This is a genomic window from Nocardia sp. NPDC004415 (assembly GCF_053602435.1).
Map to the genome: position 1 here is coordinate 22,361 of NZ_JBSGDP010000002.1, position 20,140 is coordinate 42,500.

The following is a 20,140-nucleotide window of genomic DNA, read 5'->3' on the forward strand; positions in this document are numbered from 1 at the left end:
AGCCATCATGGCCACGTATTTCGATCCGAAGTCCTGGTCACTGTCGGGCGCCGTCGACCTGGGCAGACGCCTGCTCGACCCGTCGTGGATCGACCAGTGGCTCGGCTTCACCACGTCCTGGGCCGACCCGGTCGCCGACCTGGGCTCCGGTACCGTCACCGCGCTCATGCCCGATGTGCTGATCACGGTGCTCAGCGAGGGAATCCTGAGCCGATTCGGCGGCCAGGAGGTCACCGCGACGCTGCTCGGGCACGAACTGACCGCCACCCTCGACGTGCTCAAGGTGCGCAGGCGCGGTGCCCACTTCCAGTCCAAGACCGTGCTCTCCGACCTGGTCTGGGACTCACACCCGTTCGAGACGGTCACCGTGATCGCGCACGGCGTGCGGCTGATCCCCGGGGTACCGACCAAGGTCAGGGTCCAGCAGCTCGACATCGAGGGCAGCATCGAGATCGGCGCGCTGGTGGAATGGGTCGACGCGCAGAACCTGGAATGGCGGGTGCGCCTCGACGAACGCGGGCAGATCGTGGCCGATCATCGCACCCGCAAGATGAGCGCCGTGGTGGACGCGCAGGTCTACGACAACCTGCTCACCATCGATATCCGCAAGGCCAGCTGGCACGGCATCCGCCTGCCCCGCCGCGCCGTACAGGCGCCCGCGCTGCTGCTCGACGACCTGCCCAACCGGGCGAGCATCTCCTACGCGCACCGGCGCGGGGACGTGGTGAAGTTCCGCATCGAGCTGCCGGAGACCACCGGCTCGTTCGACCTGGCGCAGATGCGCTCGGCCATCGTCGCGGGGACCGAACTGATCGTGTTCTGATCAGTTCGGTTTTTCCTGTGTTTCCCACCATTCCCGCAGGGCCGCTTCGGCTTCCTCGCGGGTCATCGGGCCGCGGTCCAGGCGCAGGTCCTTGAGGTATTTCCACGCCTTGCCGACCTGCGGGCCCGGCTCGAGCCCGAGCAGTTCCATGATCGCGTTGCCGTCCAGGTCCGGGCGCACGCGCGCGAGGTCTTCCTGTTCGCGCAGCGCGGCGATGCGCTCCTCGAGCTCGTCGTAGGTGGAGCGCAGGGCGGCCGCGCGGCGCTTGTTGCGGGTGGTGCAGTCGGCGCGGACCAGTTTGTGCAGGCGGTCGAGCAGGTCGTCGGCGTCGGTGACGTAGCGGCGCACCGCCGAATCGGTCCACTGGCCCTTGCCGTAACCGTGGAAACGCAGGTGCAGGAACACCAGGCGGGCAACCTCTTCGGTGAACGCCTTCGGGTACTTCAGCGCGCGCATGCGCTTGCGCACCATCTTCGCCCCGACCACCTCGTGATGGTGGAAGCTCACCCCGCCGCCGGGCTCGTTGCGCTTGGTGTCGGGCTTGCCGATGTCGTGCAGCAGCGCCGCCCAGCGCAGCACCATGTCGGGGTCGCCCTCCTCCTGGTCGATGGCCTGGGCCAGCACGGTCAGCGAATGCTGGTAGACGTCCTTGTGCTGGTGGTGCTCGTCGATCTCGAGCTTCATCGCGGGCACCTCGGGCAGCACGCGCTGGGCCAGGCCGGTGTCGCACATCAGGTTGATGCCGTCGATCGGATGGTCGGCGCCGATGAGCTTGTCCAGCTCGGTGCGCACGCGCTCGGCGGTGATCCGGTCGATCTGTTCGGCCATCTCCACGATCGCCGTGCGCACCCGCGGGGCCACCTCGAAACCCAGCTGGGCGACGAAGCGGGCGGCGCGCAGCATGCGCAGCGGGTCGTCGTCGAACGAATCCTGGGGCAGCGCGGGGGTATCGAGGACGCCGTCGAGCAGGGCGTCGAGGCCGTCGAGCGGGTCGACGAATTCCAGCGAGCCGTCGGCGGCGATCTTCACGGCCATCGCGTTGACGGTGAAATCGCGCCGGACCAGGTCGCCTTCGAGGGTGTCACCGAAGGTGACCTCGGGATTGCGCGAGACCCGATCGTAGGTGTCGGCGCGGAAGGTGGTGATCTCGAGCTGCTGGTCGTCCTTGGCCGCCGAGACGGTGCCGAAGGCCAGGCCGCCGGTGTCCCACAGGTGGTCGGCCCAGCCGCGCATCAGCTCCTGCACGACCTCGGGGCGGGCGTCGGTGGTGAAGTCCAGGTCGTTGCCCAGCCTGCCCAGTACCGCGTCGCGCACACTGCCGCCGACCAGGTAGAGCGCGTGCCCACGCTCGGCGAACATCGCGCCCAACGGGTTCAGCACATCGGAGAGCCTGCCCAGCGTCACCGCCGCACCGGCCAGCAGACGGGCACGGCGATCCGCCACGGCATCAGGGGCGACGTTGGGGGAAACCACGAATAGGAAGCTTACTGTTCGGCACAGCTAAGCTTGCTTGGTGTCTCCTCCGGCCGATCGCGCGAACAGTCGACGCCGCCAGCCGCGGCGCCGCGGATCGGCGGCCAACGGCGGTAAGCCGCGCATGCGTACAGTGCGCGAGACCTCGGCGGGCGGACTGGTCGTCGACGGGCTCGACGGGCCGCGTGAGCTGCGCTGCGCCGCGTTGATCGGGCGGACCGACCGGCGCGGGCGGCTGCTGTGGTCGCTGCCCAAAGGCCATATCGAACAGGGCGAGACCTCCGAGCAGACCGCCATGCGCGAGGTCGCCGAGGAGACCGGGATCAACGGCGAGGTGGTCGCCGAACTGGGCAGTATCGATTACTGGTTCGTCACCGAGGGCAGACGGGTACACAAGACCGTGCACCATTTCCTGCTGCGCTCGCTCGGCGGTGAGCTCTCCGACGCCGATGTGGAGGTCACCCAGGTTGCGTGGGTCCCGTTGAGCGAGTTGGATTCCCGATTGGCCTACGCCGACGAGCGGCGCCTGGCCGAAGTGGCGAACCGATTGATCGACCGGATGGAGACCGGCAAGCGATGACGGGTGGACTGTTCCGGCTGATCACGGCGGTCCTGACGATCCTGGGTTCGGTCTCGCTGCTTCCGGCGGTCGCGCACGCGCAATCCAGCGGGCAGGCGACACCGCAGTTCCTGAAGCTGACCCTGGACGCGGTGGCCCCCGGCACCGTCACCACCGCCAGCGATCCGATCCTGACGGTCTCCGGCACGGTCACCAATATCGGCGACCGCGATGTCGACGACGTGAGCGTGCGCATCCAGCGCGCCGGTGCGGTGCACTCGCCGAGCGGGCTGCGCAGCTCGCTGCGGCTGGATCAGGTGAACTACGAGGTCACCGGCCCGTTCCAGGATGTGGCCGAGCGGTTGAGCCCCGGGCAGCGCAAGCAGTTCTCGGTGCGGATCGCGTTGCGGGCAGGCGGTGACGGCGCCTCGCTCGGGCTGACCGATCCCGGGGTGTATCCGCTGCTGCTCAATGTCAACGGCGAGCCCGCCTACGGCACCCAGGCCCGGCTCGACGACGCCCGTTTCCTGCTGCCGGTGCTCGGGCTGCCGCCGGTGGGCACCGCGACCAGCGGCACCGAGTCGCTGCCGGTGACGACACCGTCCGAGGCCACCCCGGTGGCGACCACGCTGCTGTGGCCGCTGGCCGACCGCCCGCGCATGGTGGCGGGCAGGCCCGGTTCGGTGCACGGCCAGGTGGAACTGCTCGACGACGAACTCGCGGTCTCGCTGGGCAAGGGCGGACGGCTCGAACAGCTGGTCGCGGCGCTGGAATCGGTGGCACCCGCGCCGGGCAAGGACAAGAGCGTGGCGAGCGCGGTGTGTATCGCGATCGACCCGGACCTGGTGTCCACCGTGCAGACGATGACGCGCGGCTATCGCGTGCTGGCCAGCCCCTCGGACCCCGACGGCGCGACCAGGGAGGGCACCGGCGCGGCCAACGCACAGGCGTGGCTGGACCGGTTGCGCGCGCTGGCGGGCTCGATGTGCACGGTGGCGTTGCCGTACGCGCAGGTCGACCTGTCGGCGCTGGCCGCCGTCAACGATCCGGGGCTCTCGGCGCGGGCGCTGCTGGCCCCGGCCGACGTGGTCGACGCGATCCTCGGCACCCGCTCGGTGCGCGGGGTCGGGCTGCCCGACTCCGGCAGCATCGACGATCCGGCCGGTCAGCTGCTGCGCGGCCACGGGTACACCACCGCGGTGCTGGCAGGCACGGCGGTGACCACCGACGGCATGCCCGTCGACGCCGAGGACACGCTCACCTCGGCCCCGGCCGCCAACGAGCCCGACATGGTCGTCGGCGGCGAACAGGCCGTGCCGGACATGGTGCGGGTGCCCGCGGTGAGCACCGAACCACCCGCGCCCGCCGACCCCGCCGCGACCACCCCGCCGGTGGACCCGGCCCTGCACGTGGCGACCTACGACATCTGGACCGCGACCGCACTGGCCGCCGTGGGTTCCAACCCGCCCACCCCCTCGTTCACCCCGGCCAAGGTGCGTTTCGACGTCACCTACGACTCGCGCGCCGCCCGGCTCCAGGACGCACTCGGCGCCCTGGCCTGGACCTCGCTCAATCCCGCCCCCGACCGCCCGCGCTCGCAGCTGCTCATGCCGCCGCAGCAGTGGGGTGCCAGCAAGGAAGAAGGCGTCGCGCTGCTCAAGCAGGTGGAGCTGCTGGCGCGCAACAATCTCGCGAGCCTGCGCGGGTTCACCGACCTGGTGAACCAGGCGCCCGACCCGCGCCCGTTCACCCTCGAATACCTGCCGCGCGCCGCCCAGGACGGGGTACCCGAGCACTTCATCGGGCCGGTGCGCGATCAGGGCGCCCGGGTGAGCGAGCTGATGCGGGCGCTGGTGGAACTGCCCGAAGCCGAGCTCACCCCGCACGCGTTCATGACGCCGGTGCGCGAAGACCTGCTGCGCACGCTGAGCCTGTCCGACCGCAGGGCCGACAACAGCACGCTGGCCGATCAGTACGCGCAGCGCCGCGTCGAGCAGGCCACCGAGGAACTCGACACGATGTTCGGCTCGGTCTCGGTGCTGCCGCCGGGCGGGGTGTACACGCTGGCCTCCGAGCAGAGCCCGTTGCTGCTGGTGGCGCGCAACGAACTGCCCGTCGCCATCCGGGTGATGTTCCGGATCGAGGCGCCCGCCGAGACGAACATCACCGATATCGGCGAACAGCTGCTTCCGCCGTCCGGGACGCGGTCGTTCCAGATCCCGACCGAGGTGAGCGACAGCCGTAAGCTGGTCATTCCGATCGCCCTTACCACTCCGGACGGAATCGCGCTAGGCGAGGCGACCTCGGTGTCGGTGCGCTCGAATGCCTACGGTCAGGCCCTGGCAATAATTACCGCATGTGCCGGAATACTGCTGCTGCTGTTGGCCGGGCGCCGACTGCTGCGGCGCTTCCGCGGACAGCCCGATCCCGCCGACGAAGGGTTCGCCCCGGAGACGGTGGAACGGGCCGGGCGGCTGCGCCGGGCGAGGCAACGGCTGCAAGGGCAGTGAACGCCCGCGCCTGACGCGGCGACGGGGCACCATGACAGAGAAGAAACGGACAGTGGCACGGGTGAGCGAAACGCTCACCGGACCGGCGGGATCCGCGGGTCGCACCGGGTACAGGAGGCATGATGGGCGACGATGAATCCGCTCATCGGCACGACGACGACCGACGCGACGACCCGCAGGCCATCCGCCGCGCGGCCGCCGCGCCCTGGGAACGTGGCATGAGCGGCGGCGACCACGACGGCACCCTGCCCCACGTCGACCGTCCCGCCGACCGCCGCGTGCCCCCCAACGGCCCCCACCCCGGTCACCCGGGCGCGGGCCAGCGCCCCGGCACCCCACCGGGCGAACCCCACCGCGCCGAACCTCCACCGTTCGGCCACCGCCCCGACCCCGGCGCCCCCCACCACCCGCCGGGCCCCCGCCCGGCCCCGCCCACACCGGACGGCCGCCCCGGCTACGGCCCCGGCCCGGGCGACTTCGACGCACCCGCACCGGACGGATTCCGGCCCGTCCCCAGCGGCCCCGGTGAATCCCAGGTGCCCGGCGGATACCGTCGCCCGGTCGGACCCGACCCGAGCTCGTCCTCGCGAGCCGACCAGCAGTCCGGCGCCGGGCGGGGTGCGCAACCGCCCGCCGGATACCGCCCAGGTTCCGCTGCTCCCGGTCCATTCCGGGCACCCGGTGGATATCGCCCCGATTCCGCGGACCCCGGGGCGCCGCAGCCACCGTCGGCCTATCGCAACCTGCCCGACGGAGATCCTCGGCGTCAGCCCGGACCCGCGAATCGTTCGGGGGAGCTGCCGCGTGTTCCCGGAGCGCCTTCGGGGGAGTTCCCCCAGCAGCGCCCGGCGCCGGGTCAAGCAGGTCGTCCGGGCGTGCCACCGCAGCAATACGGCCCTGGCGGCGACGCCCACCGTGCCGCTGGTCCCGACCAGGGCCTCCGCCCTGGGACTGCCCCTGGTCGCCCGTCGCACCCCGGCGAGCCGGAGTCCCGCCGCCCGGGATACCCCGATCGCCCTGGCACCCCCCCACAACAGCCCGGTCGCGGGCCCGCACGCCCGCTCGGCCCGCCGTCAGGCGAGTTCCCACAGCAGCGTCCCGCCCCCGAGCGTCCGGGCCCTGCTGCGCGGCCTGATGGCCCTGGGCGTCCCGACGGCCCCGCACGCCCGGGCGTGCGCGGCCTGCCCGGTGACTCTCCCCGTCGGCCCGACGGCGCGACGCCAGGTGCCCAGTCCGGCGAGTTCCCACGTCAGCCGCGACCAGAATCCCGTGGCCTGCCCGGTGAGCCCTCGCAGCGACCGCTCGCCGCGCGAGGGATACCGTCGGGTGAGATTCCGCGACAGCGTCCCGGTGATGTGCCGCCGCAGGGCGCGCAGTCGGGAGCGATTCCCCGGCAGCAGCGGCCCGATGTGGAGGCCGGTCGGCCCCGGGGTGACCAGCCTGCGGGTGGTCAGCCGCGCGGTCAGTATCCCGACGCTCCCGACCGGCGCAGGTCCGGTCCTGTCGAGCCTCCTCGGCAAGGGCGGCGGACCGTTCCGCCACCTTCCTATCCGGGAATGCCGGGTACGCCTGCCGGTGCCGAGTCCGAGCGGCGTCAGGACCTGCGCAAGCACCCCGTCGAGGACAATGCCGCCGCCAAGACCCAGCGGATCGCCCGTCCGGCGAAGGTGCAGGCGGCCGAGAAGCCGGCCGAGACCGCGCAGAGCGCCAACGCCAAGCTGCTCAAGGATTCCGGGTCGATCGCCGTCGCGACGCTGATCAGCCGGATCACCGGGTTCGCCAAGCAGCTGCTGCTGCTGACCGTGCTCGGCCCGGCCATCGCCTCGGCGTTCACCTCGGCCAACCTGATCCCGAACATGATCGCCGAGCTGGTGCTCGGCGCCGTGCTCACCGCGATCGTCGTACCCACGCTCATCCGCGCCGAACAGGAGGACGCCGACAACGGCGCCGCCTTCGTGCGCCGCCTGGTGACGGCCGCGTTCACCGTGCTCTTCGCCGCCACCGTGCTGACGATGGCCGCGACCCCGATCCTGGCCACCCATGTGTTCGTTGCCGCCGACGGCAAGGTGAACACCGAGCTCACCACCGCGCTCACCTATCTGTTGGTGCCCGCGATCCTGTTCTACGGCATGTCCGCGCTGTTCACGGCCATCCTCAACACCAGACAGGCGTTCAAACCGGGTGCCTGGGCGCCGGTGCTGAACAACCTGGTCGTGCTGGTGGTGCTGGCCGTCTACGCGCTGACGCCCGGTGAGATCAGCCTCGACCCGGTCAAGATGGGCGACCCGAAACTGCTGGTCCTCGGCATCGGTATCACCGCCGGTGTCGCCACCCAGGCACTGAGCCTGCTGCCCGCCATCCGCCGCCACGGGATCAATCTGCGCCCGCTGTGGGGTGTGGACACGCGCCTCAAGCAGTTCGGCAAGATGGGCGGCGCGATCATCCTGTACGTGCTGATCAGCCAGGTCGGCCTGGTCGTGGCCAACCACATCGCGTCCTCGGCCGACGAGGCGGGCCCGGCGATCTTCCAGAACGCCTGGCTGCTGCTGCAGCTGCCCTACGGCGTTCTCGGCGTCACCCTGCTGACCGCGATCATGCCGCGCCTGAGCCGCAATGCCGCCGCCGACGACACCCCGGCCGTAGTCGACGACCTCTCGGTCGCCACCCGTCTGACCATGATCGCCCTGATCCCGGTGGTCACCTTCCTGACCCTCGCGGGCCCGCAGGTCGGCGAGGCGCTCTACGGTTACGCCCGTTTCGCCGGTGACGCCGAGCGCCTCGGCGCGGCGGTGAGCTGGTCGGCCTTCTCGCTCATCCCGTACTCGCTGGTGCTGATCCACCTGCGCGTGTTCTACGCCCGCGAACAGGCGTGGACGCCGACCTGGATCATCCTCGGCATCACCACGATCAAGATCCTGTTCTCGGCCCTGGCCCCGATCCTGGCCCGCGACAGCGACGACGTGGTGATCATCCTCGGCGTCGCCACCGGCCTGGGCTTCACCGCGGGCGCGGTGATCGGCGGCATGCTGCTGCACCGCAGCCTGGGCGATCTGCGCATGGCCAATGTGGGCCGCACGGTGACCCGGGTGCTGCTGGCCTCGGTGGCCGGTGGCGCGGTGATGCTCATCGTCGACACGGTGACCAGGATGAACCAGCTCTCCGGCGGCCCGGCCTCGCTGCTGCGGGTGAGCGTGGGCGCGCTGGTGATGTTCTCGGTGGCCTTCGCGCTCATGCGCCTGGCCGGGATTCCCGAGGTCGTGGCGATCACCGTGGCGATCTCGCGCAGGCTCGGCATCACCCCGCCCGCACCGGATCTGGGCCTGGACGAGTCGCCCTCCGACGACATCTACGCGACCACCGTCCTGCGCAGGCCCGACACCTACGGCTTCCCGTCCTACGAGCATTCGATGGACACCCAGACCATGGTGTTGCCCATCATCCGGCCGGGTGCTGTTGACATCACCGGTCAGGCACAGTTCCCGTACGCTGTTCGGCAGACCGATACGGGTGGCGAATTCGCCATAACCTCGAAAGATCAGCTCGAAGGAGGACCGAGGGTGAGCGATGACGCGGTGGGCGGCGACCCGGCCGCTGATTCTGCGGCGCGCGCAGCGGGAGGAATGTCCACCGATGTCGATTCCGCCGCGTCCGATGCCACGGGATCCGAACGCCCCGACACGCCCGACGAGGCCGAATCGCCGCATAACAACTCGGCGGGTCAGGCCATGCCCCCCCACGATCCGACCCACGACACCGGCATGCTCCCGATCCCGGTTCCGCCCGCCGATGCCCGGCGCGCGCAGCGCGGACCCAAGCTCATTCCGGGCGCGTCCGTCGCGGGTGGTCGCTACCGCCTGCTGGCCGGTCACGGTGGCGCGCGCGGCCTGAAGTTCTGGCAGGCCCTCGACATCAAACTCGACCGCGAGGTCGCGCTCACCTTCGTCGACGCCGACCAGAAGTCCGGCGAGAACTCCGGCCACGACGGCCCGCAGGCCATCCTGTCGCGCACGCTGCGCCTGGGCCGGATCAACTCGCCCGGCCTGGCCAGGGTGCTCGACGTGGTCCGCGGCAGTTCCGGCGGCATCGTCGTCGCCGAGTGGACCCCGGGCCGCTCGCTGCGCGAGATGGCCGAGACGGTGCCCTCGCCGATCGGCGCCGCCCGGGCCATCCGGGCGCTGGCCTCGGCGGCCGAACTGGCCCATCGCGGCGGCGGCTCGCTCTCGATCGACCATCCCGACCGCATCCGCATCAGCGCCTCCGGTGACGCCGTGCTGGCCTTCCCCGGCACGCTCGGCGATTCCGACGCCCAGTCCGATGTGCGCGGCCTCGGCGCCATGCTCTACGCGCTGATCACCGCGCGCTGGCCGATCCGGGTCGGTGGCGTCACCGGCACGGCGGCCACCATCGGCGGCCTGCGCCTGGCCGATTTCGGCCCCGACGGCACGCCGGTGGAGCCGCGCCAGATCCGGCCCGAGGTGCCCTTCGAGATCTCCGCGGTCGCGGTGCGCTCGCTGGAGTCCAACAAGGGTGTGCGCACCGCCGCGACGGTGCAGCACGTGCTCGAACAGGCCTCGGTGGTCGATCAGAAGACCGATTTCATCCCGGTGCTGCGGCTGGGTCAGCGCGCGGTGGCCTCCGGTCCCGACTCGCTGGCCGATCCGGAACTGCTCGCCGCCGAGCGGGAACGCTCCAAGCGGATGATGTGGATCATGGTCGGGCTCGGCGTGCTGGCCGCGCTGGTGGTCGGCATCCTGATCTGGTGGATGGTCAGCATCTTCGCGCCCGGCGCGTCGGACAAGCCGCTGGACCAGCAGATCAATATCGGGCTCACCTCGAGTGTGCCGCCGCCCGCGGCGTCGGCACCGCCCGCCGAGGACCCCGAGGCCGCCACGCCCGCCGGGGTGCCGGTGCCGGTCACCGGTGCCACGGTGTTCTCCCCGGAGGGCACCCCCGACGGCGCCGCGTCGGCGGGCGCGATCCTGGATCAGAACCCGGCCACGCTGTGGCGCACCGACCAGTACTTCCAGCAGTTCCCGGCGCTCAAGAAGGGCGTCGGCCTGCTGGCCACCCTGCCGACCCCGGCCAAGCTCACCAATGTCTCGATCAACTCGCCCAGCGCGGGCAGCACCGTCGAGATCCGCACCTCGCCCACCGAGGCGCCCACGCTCGACCAGACCCAGCTGATCGGTTCGGCCAAGCTCGGTGAGGGCGTCACCGACATCGCCGTGCAGACCGACCAGGCGGCACGTTTCGTGCTCGTCTGGATCACCGGACTGGCGAATTCGGGGGGTCAGTTCCAGACCGCCATCGCCGACGTCCGCTTCGACGCCGCGCCCTAGATTCCCGTTCCCACCGCCATCAGCGCAGGTGGACGTGTGTTTCCGGATCGAGAGCCCACCGTTGTCGAACCGCGGTCCGGTTGGTGCGCGAATGTTATCGGCGATATGATCACACCCGCGCTCCCGTAGGGGGCTACCCAGGATCTGTCGACGTCGATCCTGGACGTTGCGTGTAGTCAGGTGATGGTTCGGCCTCGTTCGCCGACGTGAAGTCGCCGTAATGAGCGCTGTCCAAGGGGTCAGGTGTTGTCGCCGGAAGTCAACGAGCAAGTCCGCGGGGGGAGCACGCGGTCGATCGCGCCCGCAGATCGCTCGTTCCTCGAGAACAGCAGTGACAAGCAGCTGCTGGCCGCCCATGTGCGCGGCGAGCCGCCGCACGCCTTCGCCGAGCTGCTGCGCAGGCACAAGGACCATCTGTGGCAGACCGCGCTGCGCACGTCCTACAGCCGCGAGGACGCCGCCGACTCGCTCCAGGACGCCCTGCTCTCGGCCCATCGCACCGCGAGCTCGTTCCGCGCCGAGGCCGAGGTGCGCAGCTGGCTGCACGCCATCGTGGTCAACGCCTGCCTGGACCGGATCCGGCGCAACAAGACCCGTCGCGCGTTCTCCATCACTCCCGACACCATGCCCGAGGCCGTCGAGCCGCGCGACGAGTTCGCCGAGTACGAGCTGTCCACCGTGGTCGCCGAGGCGCTGTTCACGCTGCCGGAAGACCAGCGCCTGGCCCTGGTGATGACCGAGATGGAAGGCCGCAGTGTGGCCGAGACCGCCGCCGCGCTCGGCGTGGCGGAGGGCACGATCAAGAGCCGTTGCTCCCGAGCGCGCGTACGTTTGCAAGAACGTTTGGAATTTTTCCGGGATCCAGGGAACCGGATCTAGTCGGGATGCGTCATTAACAGTGACGAACAAGTCAGCGATGTAAATCCTGCGATCCGATATCGACAGAACAGGGGAGGTGCGAGGGTGGCCCGATCCGTGCCGCAGCCGCCGTTCCCGTCGGAACTGCTGGCCGATCTGCATGCCGACAATCTCGCGCCCGAACTCAGCGAGCAACTGTGGCCCCAGGTCAGCACCGACCCCGACGCGCTGCGCTACCTGAACCAACTCGACGACGTCAACGCGCAGCTACGCGCCCTGGGCTCCGACGACAGGGTCGTGCACCGCATGCCCGACGACGTGGCCGACCGCATGTTCCGCTTCGTCGCCGAACTCGACGCGGGGGAGGGGCCCACCGAACGGCTCACCACCGAACTCGCCGCCGAACCAGCCGACGGTCCCACCGAACGATTCTCCACCGCGCTCGGCGACGGACCCACCGAACGGCTCTCGACCGCACTCGGCGACGGTCCCACCGAGCGACTCGGCACCGCGCCGCCCGGCACCGCGCCGCCCGGCACCGCGCCGCCCGGCACCGCGCCGCCCGGCACCGCGCCGCCCGGCTCGGCGCCGGTGGCGGCGCCGATCTCGCTGGACGCCTACCGATCCCGCTCCCGGCGCCGGATGGGTCTGCTGGCCGCGGCCGCCGCCGCGGTGGTCGCGGTGGGCGGAGCGGGCGTGGTGTTCAGCACCCTGGACACCACCGACGGCACCCCCACCGCGGCGCCCGCACCCGACCCGTCCGGTGACGAACTCACCACCGCCGCGGCGCTCAGCGCACTCGGCAAACGGGATGTGCGCGGCCCGCTGTCCGACGAGACGGCGCTCACCCGCTGCGTGCAGGCCAACGGCATCGATCGCGGGGTGCTCGGTGCGTCGAGCATCACCTTCCGCGGCGGCGAGGCGGTCCTGGTGCTGGTGCAGGGTCCGGCCGCGCCGACCATTACCGCGCTGGTCGTGGGGCCCGGCTGCGGCACCGGCACGCCGGAGCAGCTCGCCGTGCGCGACATCGGCTGATCCGCCCACGTCGCGGGAGCCCCGTCGCGCCGGGAACAACACCGTTTAGGCTGTTGTTGACCGACACGTCCCCAGCTCGTCTTTCGGAAGGCCCCCATGAGCACGCCAGTTCGCGACCTGATCATCGTCGGATCGGGCCCCGCCGGCTACACGGCCGCCGTCTACGCCGCTCGCGCCGAACTGGCGCCGCTGGTGTTCGAGGGCACCCAGTTCGGTGGCGCCTTGATGACCACCACCGAGGTGGAGAACTTCCCCGGCTTCCGCGAGGGCATCATGGGCCCGGACCTGATGGAGCAGATGCGCGAGCAGGCCAAGCGTTTCGGCGCCGACCTGCGCACCGAGGACGTCGACGCGATCGACCTGTCCGGCCCGATCAAGAAGGTCACCGTGGGCGAGGAGACCTTCGAGGCCTACGCGGTGATCCTCGCGATGGGTTCGGCCGCACGCTATCTCAACGTCCCCGGTGAGCAGGATCTGCTCGGCCGCGGCGTGAGCGCCTGCGCCACCTGCGACGGCTTCTTCTTCAAGGGCCAGGACATCGTGGTGGTCGGCGGCGGCGACTCCGCCATGGAAGAGGCCATCTTCCTCACCAAGTTCGCCTCCAGCGTCACCGTGGTGCACCGCCGCGAGGAGTTCCGCGCCTCGCGGATCATGCTCGAGCGGGCCAAGACCAACGACAAGATCGAGTTCGTGCTCAACGCCGAGGTCGTGAAGGTCAACGGCGAGAACAGCGTCAGCAGCCTGACCCTGCGCGACACCCGCACCGGCGAGGAGTCCGAGCTCGCCGCGACCGGCCTGTTCGTCGCCATCGGCCACGACCCGCGCAGCGAACTGGTCAAGGGCCAGGTCGCGCTAGACGCGGAAGGCTATGTGCAGGTGCGTGATCCGGGTACCGCCACCGACATCGCGGGCGTGTTCGCCGCGGGCGACCTGGTCGACCACACCTACCGGCAGGCGATCACCGCCGCGGGCACCGGCTGCCGCGCCGCGATCGACGCCGAGCGCTGGCTGGCCGAGCAGGGTGACATCACCGCCAACACCCTCGCCAACGCCGACGGCTCCGCCAACTAGTTCCACCCGCAGCAAGGAGACACCCCCATGGCCGACAGCGCCAACACCATCACCGTGACCGACCAGTCCTTCGCCGACGACGTGCTGCTCAGCGAGAAGCCGGTCCTGGTGGACTTCTGGGCCGACTGGTGCGGCCCGTGCAAGATGGTCGCCCCCGTGCTGGAGGAGATCGCCGGCAGCCACGCCGACAAGCTGACGATCGCCAAGCTCGACACCGAGGCCAACCCCGGCACCGCGCGTGACTACCAGATCCTGTCGCTGCCGACCATGATCCTGTTCCAGGGCGGCAAGCCGGTGAAGCAGATCGTCGGCGCCAAGGGCAAGGCGGCGCTGCTGCGCGAGCTCGACGGCCTCATCTGAGCGCCTGACGGCATCTGACAAAAGCACCTCCTACCGGCCGACGCGCCGTAGGATGCCTGGACCCGGGGATTCCCGTTATAGGCCCCGGGTCTGAGACAATCGAGGCGACGCTCCGGCCGAAGGAAAGGGCTATCCCGCATGCACCGACTTCGTCACGGCGATTCAGGACCAGCCGTAGCAGAGGTTCGGAGCACCCTCGCCAGCCTCGGTTTCCTGCATTCGCCGCACGGTGACTCCTGGAAGGACACCGACGCGGTGTTCGACCGCCCGCTCGATTCGTCGGTGCGCGCGTTCCAGCAGCAGCGCGGCCTGCTCGTCGACGGGGTGGTCGGTCCGGCCACCTATCGCGCGCTGAAGGAAGCTTCCTACCGCCTGGGTGCTCGCACGCTGATCTACCAGCTGTCCGCGCCGCTGTACGGCGACGATGTGGCCACCCTGCAGCGCAAGCTGCAGGACCTGGGCTTCTACGTGTACCGGGTGGACGGCTATTTCGGCCCGCACACCCACGACGGGCTCAGCGCGTTCCAGCGCGAGATCGGGCTGTCCGCCGACGGCATCTGCGGCCCGGACACCCTGCGCTCGCTGGATCTGCTGGGCGCGCGCGTCACCGGCGGCAACCCGCATCGCATCGCCGAGGAAGAGGTGGTGCACCGGGCGGGCCCGCAGCTCACCGGCAAGCGGATCGTGATCGATCCCGGATTCGGCGGCGCCGACAAGGGTTTCGCGGTGCCCACCGAGTTCGGTGACGTCTACGAGTCGGAGATCCTCTGGGATCTGGCCTCCCGGCTGGAGGGCCGGATGGCCGCCACCGGCATGGAGACCTTCCTGTCGCGGCCGTGGGGCGCCAACCCCACCGACGCCGAACGCGCGGAAACCTCCAATGCTTTCGACGCCGACCTGATGATCTCGCTGCGCTGCGCCACCAGCGACAACCCGTCCGCCAAGGGCGTGGCCGGGTTCTACTTCGGCAACTCGCACGGCTCGGTGTCGATGATCGGGCAGGTGCTGGCCGGGTTCATCCAGCGCGAGGTCGTCGCCCGCACCTCGGTGCAGGACTGCCGCACCCACCAGCGCACCTGGGATCTGCTGCGGCTCACCAAGATGCCGACGGTCCAGGTCGACCTGGGCTACCTCACCAACGAGTACGACGCCTCGGTGCTGGCCAACCCGCGCATGCGCGACGTGATCGCCGAAGCCATCCTCATCTCGGTCAAGCGGCTCTACCTGCTCGGCCAGGACGACCAGCCCACCGGCACCTACACCTTCGCCGAACTGCTGGCCGAGGAACTGGCCGCCGCGGAGTCGGGCAACGTCCCCGCCCCGCGCGTCTGACACCTGAACACCAGAACGGCCCCCGCGAGATTCCGCGGGGGCCGTTCTCGTTCCGATCTAGGACTGGCCGCTGGTCACCAATCGCAGTTGCGCCTGGGCGAGTAGCTGATCCAAGGCGTGCTCGACGTCTTCCTTCCAGCCGTGATCGGAGTCGAGCTCCAAGCGCAGCCGGGGGAACCGGTGATGCGGTGCCACCACTTCGAAACCGACATCGGTGAGGAAGTCGGCGTCGATCATGCACGTTTCGGGAGTGCACTGGGTGGCCGCGGCCGGATCGCGCAGCGGGGCCGCGATCCGTTCCATCAGCCGCATCGACGAGCCGAGCCCGCGGTCGGCCAGGGAACTGGTCGGCGGGCCGTTGCGAATGCCGAAAGCCTCCAGCGCGCGCACGCCACGACGCACCAGATCGGCCACCACGGCCTGGACGAGGCGGTGGGCTACATCGGCCTCGTCGTAGGGGAATTCGGCCTGCAGCGTGGTCAGCAGGACCGCGTCCGGGCTCACGGGGGAGGTGGGGAACAGCGACGACCGCGGCACCGCACTCGGGGGGGAGTACAGCGCGCAGCCGGCGATATTGTTGTCGACCTGCGCCACCTGACCGCACGAGCCCCATTCGAGCATCACGGTCGACAGCCAGGCTTCTTTTTCGAACACCGGATCACTGAAAGCGTGCGAGTCGGCCGCGACCGCCGGATCGAGCTCCCAGAACACACACCGCCGGGTATGCGCCGGGAGCCGATCCAGCCCGTCGAGAGTCAATGTCGTGACGCTGGTCGACACTGCTTTGCTCAGCCTCCAGCTATCCGATTCGTCCACGCTCACGCCACATCACTATCCACAGTAATGCCGTCTCTCTCGTCACAGTGACGTTTCAGGGCCTGCTTGCTCCATCAGCGCCACAATGCGCTCGAGATCTTCGACGGAGCCGAACTCGACTACGATCTTGCCCTTACGCTTACCGAGGCTGACCGTGACACGAGTGTCGTAAGAACCCGACAGCCGCTCGGCCACTTCCTGCAGACCCGGCATGTGAATCGGCTTGCGCTTCGGCGCCGGGGGAGCGACGTCCGAGGGGTTGCGGTTGGCGAGCGTCACCGCTTCTTCGGTGGCTCGCACCGAGAGTCCCTCGGCGACGATCCGCGCCGCCAACACTTCCTGTGCGTCGGCTCCGGCATCCAGACCGAGCAGCGCCCTGGCATGGCCGGCCGAGAGAACTCCGGCCGCCACCCGACGCTGCACCGGAATCGGCAGCTTCAGCAGTCGAATCATATTCGTCACGACGGGTCGGGAGCGGCCGATTCGCGAAGCCAGTTCCTCATGCGTGACATCGAATTCGTCGAGCAGCTGCTGATAGGCGGCCGCCTCTTCGAGCGGGTTCAGCTGTACGCGGTGGATGTTCTCCAGCAGTGCGTCGCGCAGCATCGAGCCGTCGGCGGTATCGCGGATGATCGCCGGAATGGTCTCCAGTCCGGCTTCCTGGCAGGCGCGCCAACGGCGCTCGCCCATGACCAACTGGAACTTGTCGACACCCGGTTCGACGCGCCGCACCACGATCGGCTGCATCAGCCCGAACTCGCGGATCGAGTGCACCAGCTCGGCGAGCGCCTCTTCCTCGAAGACCGAGCGCGGCTGCTTCGGGTTCGGCTCGATCTGGTCGGCCGGGATCTCGCGGTAGACCGCGTCGCCGGGGGAGACCAGTTCGGCCTCGGGCTCCACGGCGGGCTCCGGTTCGGCATCCGGAACGCGACGCAGGAACGACTCGGCCGGCTGCGGGCCGATCGGGTTGATCCCGATCACGCTCGCCGCGGCACTGCTGAGCCCCGGCGTCGAGGCCGGACCCGTCGGGATCAGTGCGGCCAAACCGCGACCGAGACCGCCCTTTTTCGCCTGACTCATCGGCTACCGATCCCTTCCTCGTTCCAACACAACTACGACGCGTCTTGCGCGAGCTGAGCGCGGGCCGCCAATTCGCGGCCCGCGTCCATGTAGCTCATGGCGCCGCGAGAACCCGGATCGTAATCGAGCACGGTCATCCCGTAGCCCGGCGCCTCGGAAACCTTCACACTGCGCGGGATCATCGACTTCAGCACCACGTCCCCGAAGTGGTTGCGCACCTCTTCGGCGACCTGGTCGGCCAGCTTGGTGCGGCCGTCGTACATGGTCAGCAGCACGGTCGACACGTGGAGTTCGGGGTTCAGATGCGACTGCACCAGCCCGATATTGCGGATCAACTGGCCGACGCCCTCGAGCGCGTAGTACTCGCACTGGATCGGGATCAGCACCTCCTTGGCCGCCACGAGCGCGTTGACGGTGAGCAGGCCGAGCGAGGGCGGGCAGTCGATCAGGACGTAGTCGATGTCGTAGCCCGCGATGGCCGCCTCGTGGATCGCCGTCTTCAGCCGACCTTCGCGCGCGACCATCGACACCAGCTCGATCTCCGCACCGGCGAGGTCGATGGTGGCGGGCACGCACAGCAGCCGCTCGCTGTGCGGGCTCTGCTGGATCGCGTCCTTGACCGCCACCTCACCGATCAGCAGCTCGTAGCTGGACGGCACCCCGGAGTGGTGCGCGACGCCGAGCGCCGTACTCGCGTTGCCCTGCGGATCGAGATCGACCACGAGGACCGTCATCCCCTGATGCGCTAGCGCGGCAGCGAGGTTGACGGTGGTCGTCGTCTTACCGACGCCGCCCTTCTGGTTGGCGATGGTGATGATCCGTTGCTCGCGGGGTTTCGGCACAGTGACCTTTCCTGGATGCAGAATCTGGCTGGCGCGTTGCGCTTCCGCCGCGATCGGGGTCTCGGCCGGGGAGATGTGCCCGAAAGGAGTGTTCCCGAACGTCTCCGCGTCGAAGCTGCTGGAATCCAGCATCCCCGGGACCCGCGACGCTGTTTCCCGTGAAACATTCGCCGGACCGCTCGACATAGACAGCTCCTAACCCGAGATACTTCAGATCACGTACCCGACCGAGCGTCGGCGCCGTGTCATCGCATATACGTTCGGCGTGGCGTCGTCCACATCACCGTGGCACAGACGCGCACGCCCGACTGTGAACAGCTTGCCAGCAGGATGACAGTTAGGAAAGCTGAATCGCGGCACGGCGAGAAGGACACGCCCAGATGTGTCGAATTCCGCTTCCCGGACCGTTGTTTCACGGGAAACGTCGGGGGAGTGGGGGGGCTCAGGCGTCGACCGAGCAGTCTCGCGTTCCACGTGAAACACGAGACCTCCGCGCACGGAATCCGTTCACGCAGCGCCGCTCTCACCCACCCATTGCGACTCCTCGTCGCATCAACCGAATTTCGCGCTGCAGCCGCCTAGGCAACTACCCTCGGGCGGTTTTGTCACGTTACGAAACCTACCGATCGGGCCGCGCGGCAGAAATTCAGTCGGTGCCCGGCTCCCGGCGCTTCCGCGCCTTCTTCTCCACCCCGACCGCTTTGCGTCCCGCGCGACGCGTCGGACGTTCGGCACGGGGGAGCAGTTCCGCGCTGATCACCAGGGTCGGGATTTCGACGATGCCCGCGCCGCACCCGACCACCCGCAGATCGGTCGCGCCGTCGTGAATCAGCTCGGCGCCGTCGCGTTCGAGTTCTTCGGCGGCACTCGTTCCCTTGAGCGCGAGCATCCGCCCGTGGTCGCGCAGCAGGGGGAGCGACCAGTGCGCGAGCTTGGCGAGCGGTGCGACGGCCCGCGAGGTGACGACATCCGCGCCACCCGCTTCCTTGATCACGCCGGACTGCTCGGCGCGCCCGCGGACCACCCGCACCTCGAGCCCCGCCTCCTCGATGAATTCACTGAGGAAGACGGTGCGGCGCAGCAGCGGCTCGACCAATGTGATGCGCAGATCCGGCCGGGCGATGGCGAGGGGGATACCGGGCAGTCCCGCACCGCTGCCGATATCGACCACCGACGCGCCCTCCTCGATCAGCTCACCGACGACGGCGCAATTGAGAATGTGACGCTCCCAGAGCCGGGGCACCTCTCGGGGACCGATCAGCCCGCGCTCCACCCCGGCGGTGGCCAGCGCCGCGTAGTAGCGGCGCGCGAGGTCCAGGCGGTCGCCGAAGACCCGGGCGGCAGCGGCGGGCGGTTCCTGGTCGGCGGACAGCGCACCCAGTTCTCGTTCCACGTGAAACATCCTTCCGAGTGGAGCATCGGGCATGAATAAGGCCCCCGGTCCGTGACCGGAGGCCCTATCCACAGCAATCGTGGTCGCGGCGAAATCAGCCTACTCGGGCACGACCACCACGTGACGATTCGGCTCCACACCTTCGCTCTCGCTGGCGACGCCCTCGATATCGGCGACGGCGTCGTGCACGATCTTGCGCTCGAAGGGGGTCATGGCCGAGAGCGCCTCGGGCTTGCCCGACTCCAGCACCCGCTTGGCCGCGGCCACACCGAGCTCGCTCAGATCGGCGCGACGCTGCGCGCGCCAGCCGGCCACATCGAGCATCAGGCGGCTGCGCACGCCGGTCGCCTGCTGCACCGCGAGGCGGGTCAGCTCCTGCAGCGCGTCGAGCACCTCGCCGTTGCGGCCGACGAGCTTGGTCAGATCACGACCGCCGTCGATGCTCACGATGGCGCGGTCGCCCTCGACATCGAGGTCGATATCGCCGTCGAAGTCGAGCACGTCCAGCAGCTGCTCGAGGTAGTCGCCCGCGATCTCGCCCTCTTCGATCAACGCTTCCTCGGCGTCGTTCACGACGTCAACAGTCGTCGCCACAGTGGCGTCCCCTCCGTCGGTCTCGGTCTCAACAGTCATTGGATTCCTCTATCTG

General features: G+C 69.7%; 17 protein-coding genes. 9 read left to right on the top strand and 8 right to left on the bottom strand.

Features of this window, described 5'->3' with window-relative positions; genetic code table 11:
* Positions 1-7 precede the first annotated feature (7 nt).
* A complete protein-coding gene (locus ACWEMY_RS01260) occupies positions 8-823 on the top strand; it encodes a hypothetical protein (protein ID WP_375932038.1) in 816 nt (271 codons plus the stop codon).
* Here the strand turns inward: ACWEMY_RS01260 and ACWEMY_RS01265 are convergent, their stop codons facing one another.
* Positions 824-2,296, bottom strand: coding sequence for a CCA tRNA nucleotidyltransferase (locus tag ACWEMY_RS01265; RefSeq protein ID WP_452388379.1), 1,473 nt, complete (start codon positions 2,294-2,296; stop codon positions 824-826). It lies immediately after the preceding gene.
* Positions 2,297-2,420: 124 nt separating this feature from the next.
* Between ACWEMY_RS01265 and ACWEMY_RS01270 the strand changes: the two genes are divergently transcribed.
* Together ACWEMY_RS01270 and ACWEMY_RS01275 are read left to right on the top strand one after the other, a co-directional pair.
* Positions 2,421-2,876, top strand: coding sequence for an NUDIX hydrolase (locus ACWEMY_RS01270; protein ID WP_336084593.1), 456 nt, complete (start codon positions 2,421-2,423; stop codon positions 2,874-2,876).
* A complete protein-coding gene (locus ACWEMY_RS01275; protein ID WP_452388380.1) occupies positions 2,873-5,365 on the top strand; it encodes a DUF6049 family protein in 2,493 nt (830 codons plus the stop codon). Before ACWEMY_RS01270 ends, ACWEMY_RS01275 begins: the two co-directional genes overlap by 4 nt.
* Positions 5,366-5,439: 74 nt before the next feature.
* Here the strand turns inward: ACWEMY_RS01275 and ACWEMY_RS01280 are convergent, their stop codons facing one another.
* Both ACWEMY_RS01280 and ACWEMY_RS01285 read right to left on the bottom strand, forming a co-directional pair.
* Positions 5,440-5,718, bottom strand: coding sequence for a hypothetical protein (locus ACWEMY_RS01280; protein ID WP_452388381.1), 279 nt, complete (start codon positions 5,716-5,718; stop codon positions 5,440-5,442).
* 720 nt (positions 5,719-6,438) lie between these two features.
* Complete coding sequence (locus ACWEMY_RS01285) at positions 6,439-6,885, bottom strand: hypothetical protein (RefSeq protein ID WP_452388382.1); 447 nt, start codon at positions 6,883-6,885, stop codon at positions 6,439-6,441.
* Between the two features lie 36 nt (positions 6,886-6,921).
* On the opposite strand from ACWEMY_RS01285, the gene ACWEMY_RS01290 reads away from it, so the two are divergent.
* The 6 genes from ACWEMY_RS01290 to ACWEMY_RS01315 all read left to right on the top strand — a co-directional run bounded on the left by ACWEMY_RS01290 (position 6,922) and on the right by ACWEMY_RS01315 (position 15,360).
* Positions 6,922-10,704, top strand: a complete 3,783-nt coding sequence (locus ACWEMY_RS01290; RefSeq protein WP_452388383.1) for a murein biosynthesis integral membrane protein MurJ — start codon at positions 6,922-6,924, stop codon at positions 10,702-10,704.
* 294 nt (positions 10,705-10,998) lie between these two features.
* Positions 10,999-11,583 (top strand): RNA polymerase sigma factor SigM, encoded by a 585-nt coding sequence (sigM, locus tag ACWEMY_RS01295; RefSeq protein WP_375935582.1) that lies wholly within the window; start codon positions 10,999-11,001, stop codon positions 11,581-11,583.
* 84 nt (positions 11,584-11,667) lie between these two features.
* Entirely contained in the window at positions 11,668-12,597 is a 930-nt protein-coding gene (locus tag ACWEMY_RS01300) for a hypothetical protein (RefSeq protein ID WP_452388384.1), read from the top strand.
* A gap of 96 nt (positions 12,598-12,693) precedes the next feature.
* On the top strand, positions 12,694-13,668 hold the full coding sequence (gene trxB, locus ACWEMY_RS01305) for a thioredoxin-disulfide reductase (RefSeq protein WP_375932056.1): 975 nt from the start codon (positions 12,694-12,696) through the stop codon (positions 13,666-13,668).
* 27 nt (positions 13,669-13,695) lie between these two features.
* Positions 13,696-14,028, top strand: a complete 333-nt coding sequence (gene trxA, locus ACWEMY_RS01310) for a thioredoxin (RefSeq protein ID WP_071931034.1) — start codon at positions 13,696-13,698, stop codon at positions 14,026-14,028.
* Positions 14,029-14,166: 138 nt separating this feature from the next.
* Positions 14,167-15,360, top strand: a complete 1,194-nt coding sequence (locus tag ACWEMY_RS01315) for an N-acetylmuramoyl-L-alanine amidase (RefSeq protein ID WP_375932061.1) — start codon at positions 14,167-14,169, stop codon at positions 15,358-15,360.
* Positions 15,361-15,417: 57 nt separating this feature from the next.
* Here the strand turns inward: ACWEMY_RS01315 and ACWEMY_RS01320 are convergent, their stop codons facing one another.
* The 5 genes from ACWEMY_RS01320 to ACWEMY_RS01340 all read right to left on the bottom strand — a co-directional run bounded on the left by ACWEMY_RS01320 (position 15,418) and on the right by ACWEMY_RS01340 (position 20,124).
* Positions 15,418-16,140 carry a GNAT family N-acetyltransferase gene (locus ACWEMY_RS01320; protein WP_452388385.1) on the bottom strand — a complete coding sequence of 241 codons (723 nt, stop codon included), beginning with the start codon at positions 16,138-16,140 and terminating at the stop codon, positions 15,418-15,420.
* Between the two features lie 78 nt (positions 16,141-16,218).
* Positions 16,219-17,256, bottom strand: coding sequence for a ParB/RepB/Spo0J family partition protein (locus ACWEMY_RS01325; protein WP_375932067.1), 1,038 nt, complete (start codon positions 17,254-17,256; stop codon positions 16,219-16,221).
* Positions 17,257-17,288: 32 nt separating this feature from the next.
* Positions 17,289-18,284: a ParA family protein gene (locus ACWEMY_RS01330; protein ID WP_375932070.1), complete on the bottom strand. Its 996-nt coding sequence runs from the start codon at positions 18,282-18,284 to the stop codon at positions 17,289-17,291.
* A 460-nt stretch (positions 18,285-18,744) separates the two neighbouring features.
* Positions 18,745-19,500, bottom strand: coding sequence for a 16S rRNA (guanine(527)-N(7))-methyltransferase RsmG (gene rsmG / locus ACWEMY_RS01335; RefSeq protein ID WP_452388386.1), 756 nt, complete (start codon positions 19,498-19,500; stop codon positions 18,745-18,747).
* Between the two features lie 90 nt (positions 19,501-19,590).
* On the bottom strand, positions 19,591-20,124 hold the full coding sequence (locus ACWEMY_RS01340; protein ID WP_375932076.1) for a Jag family protein: 534 nt from the start codon (positions 20,122-20,124) through the stop codon (positions 19,591-19,593).
* Positions 20,125-20,140: the final 16 nt, after the last annotated feature.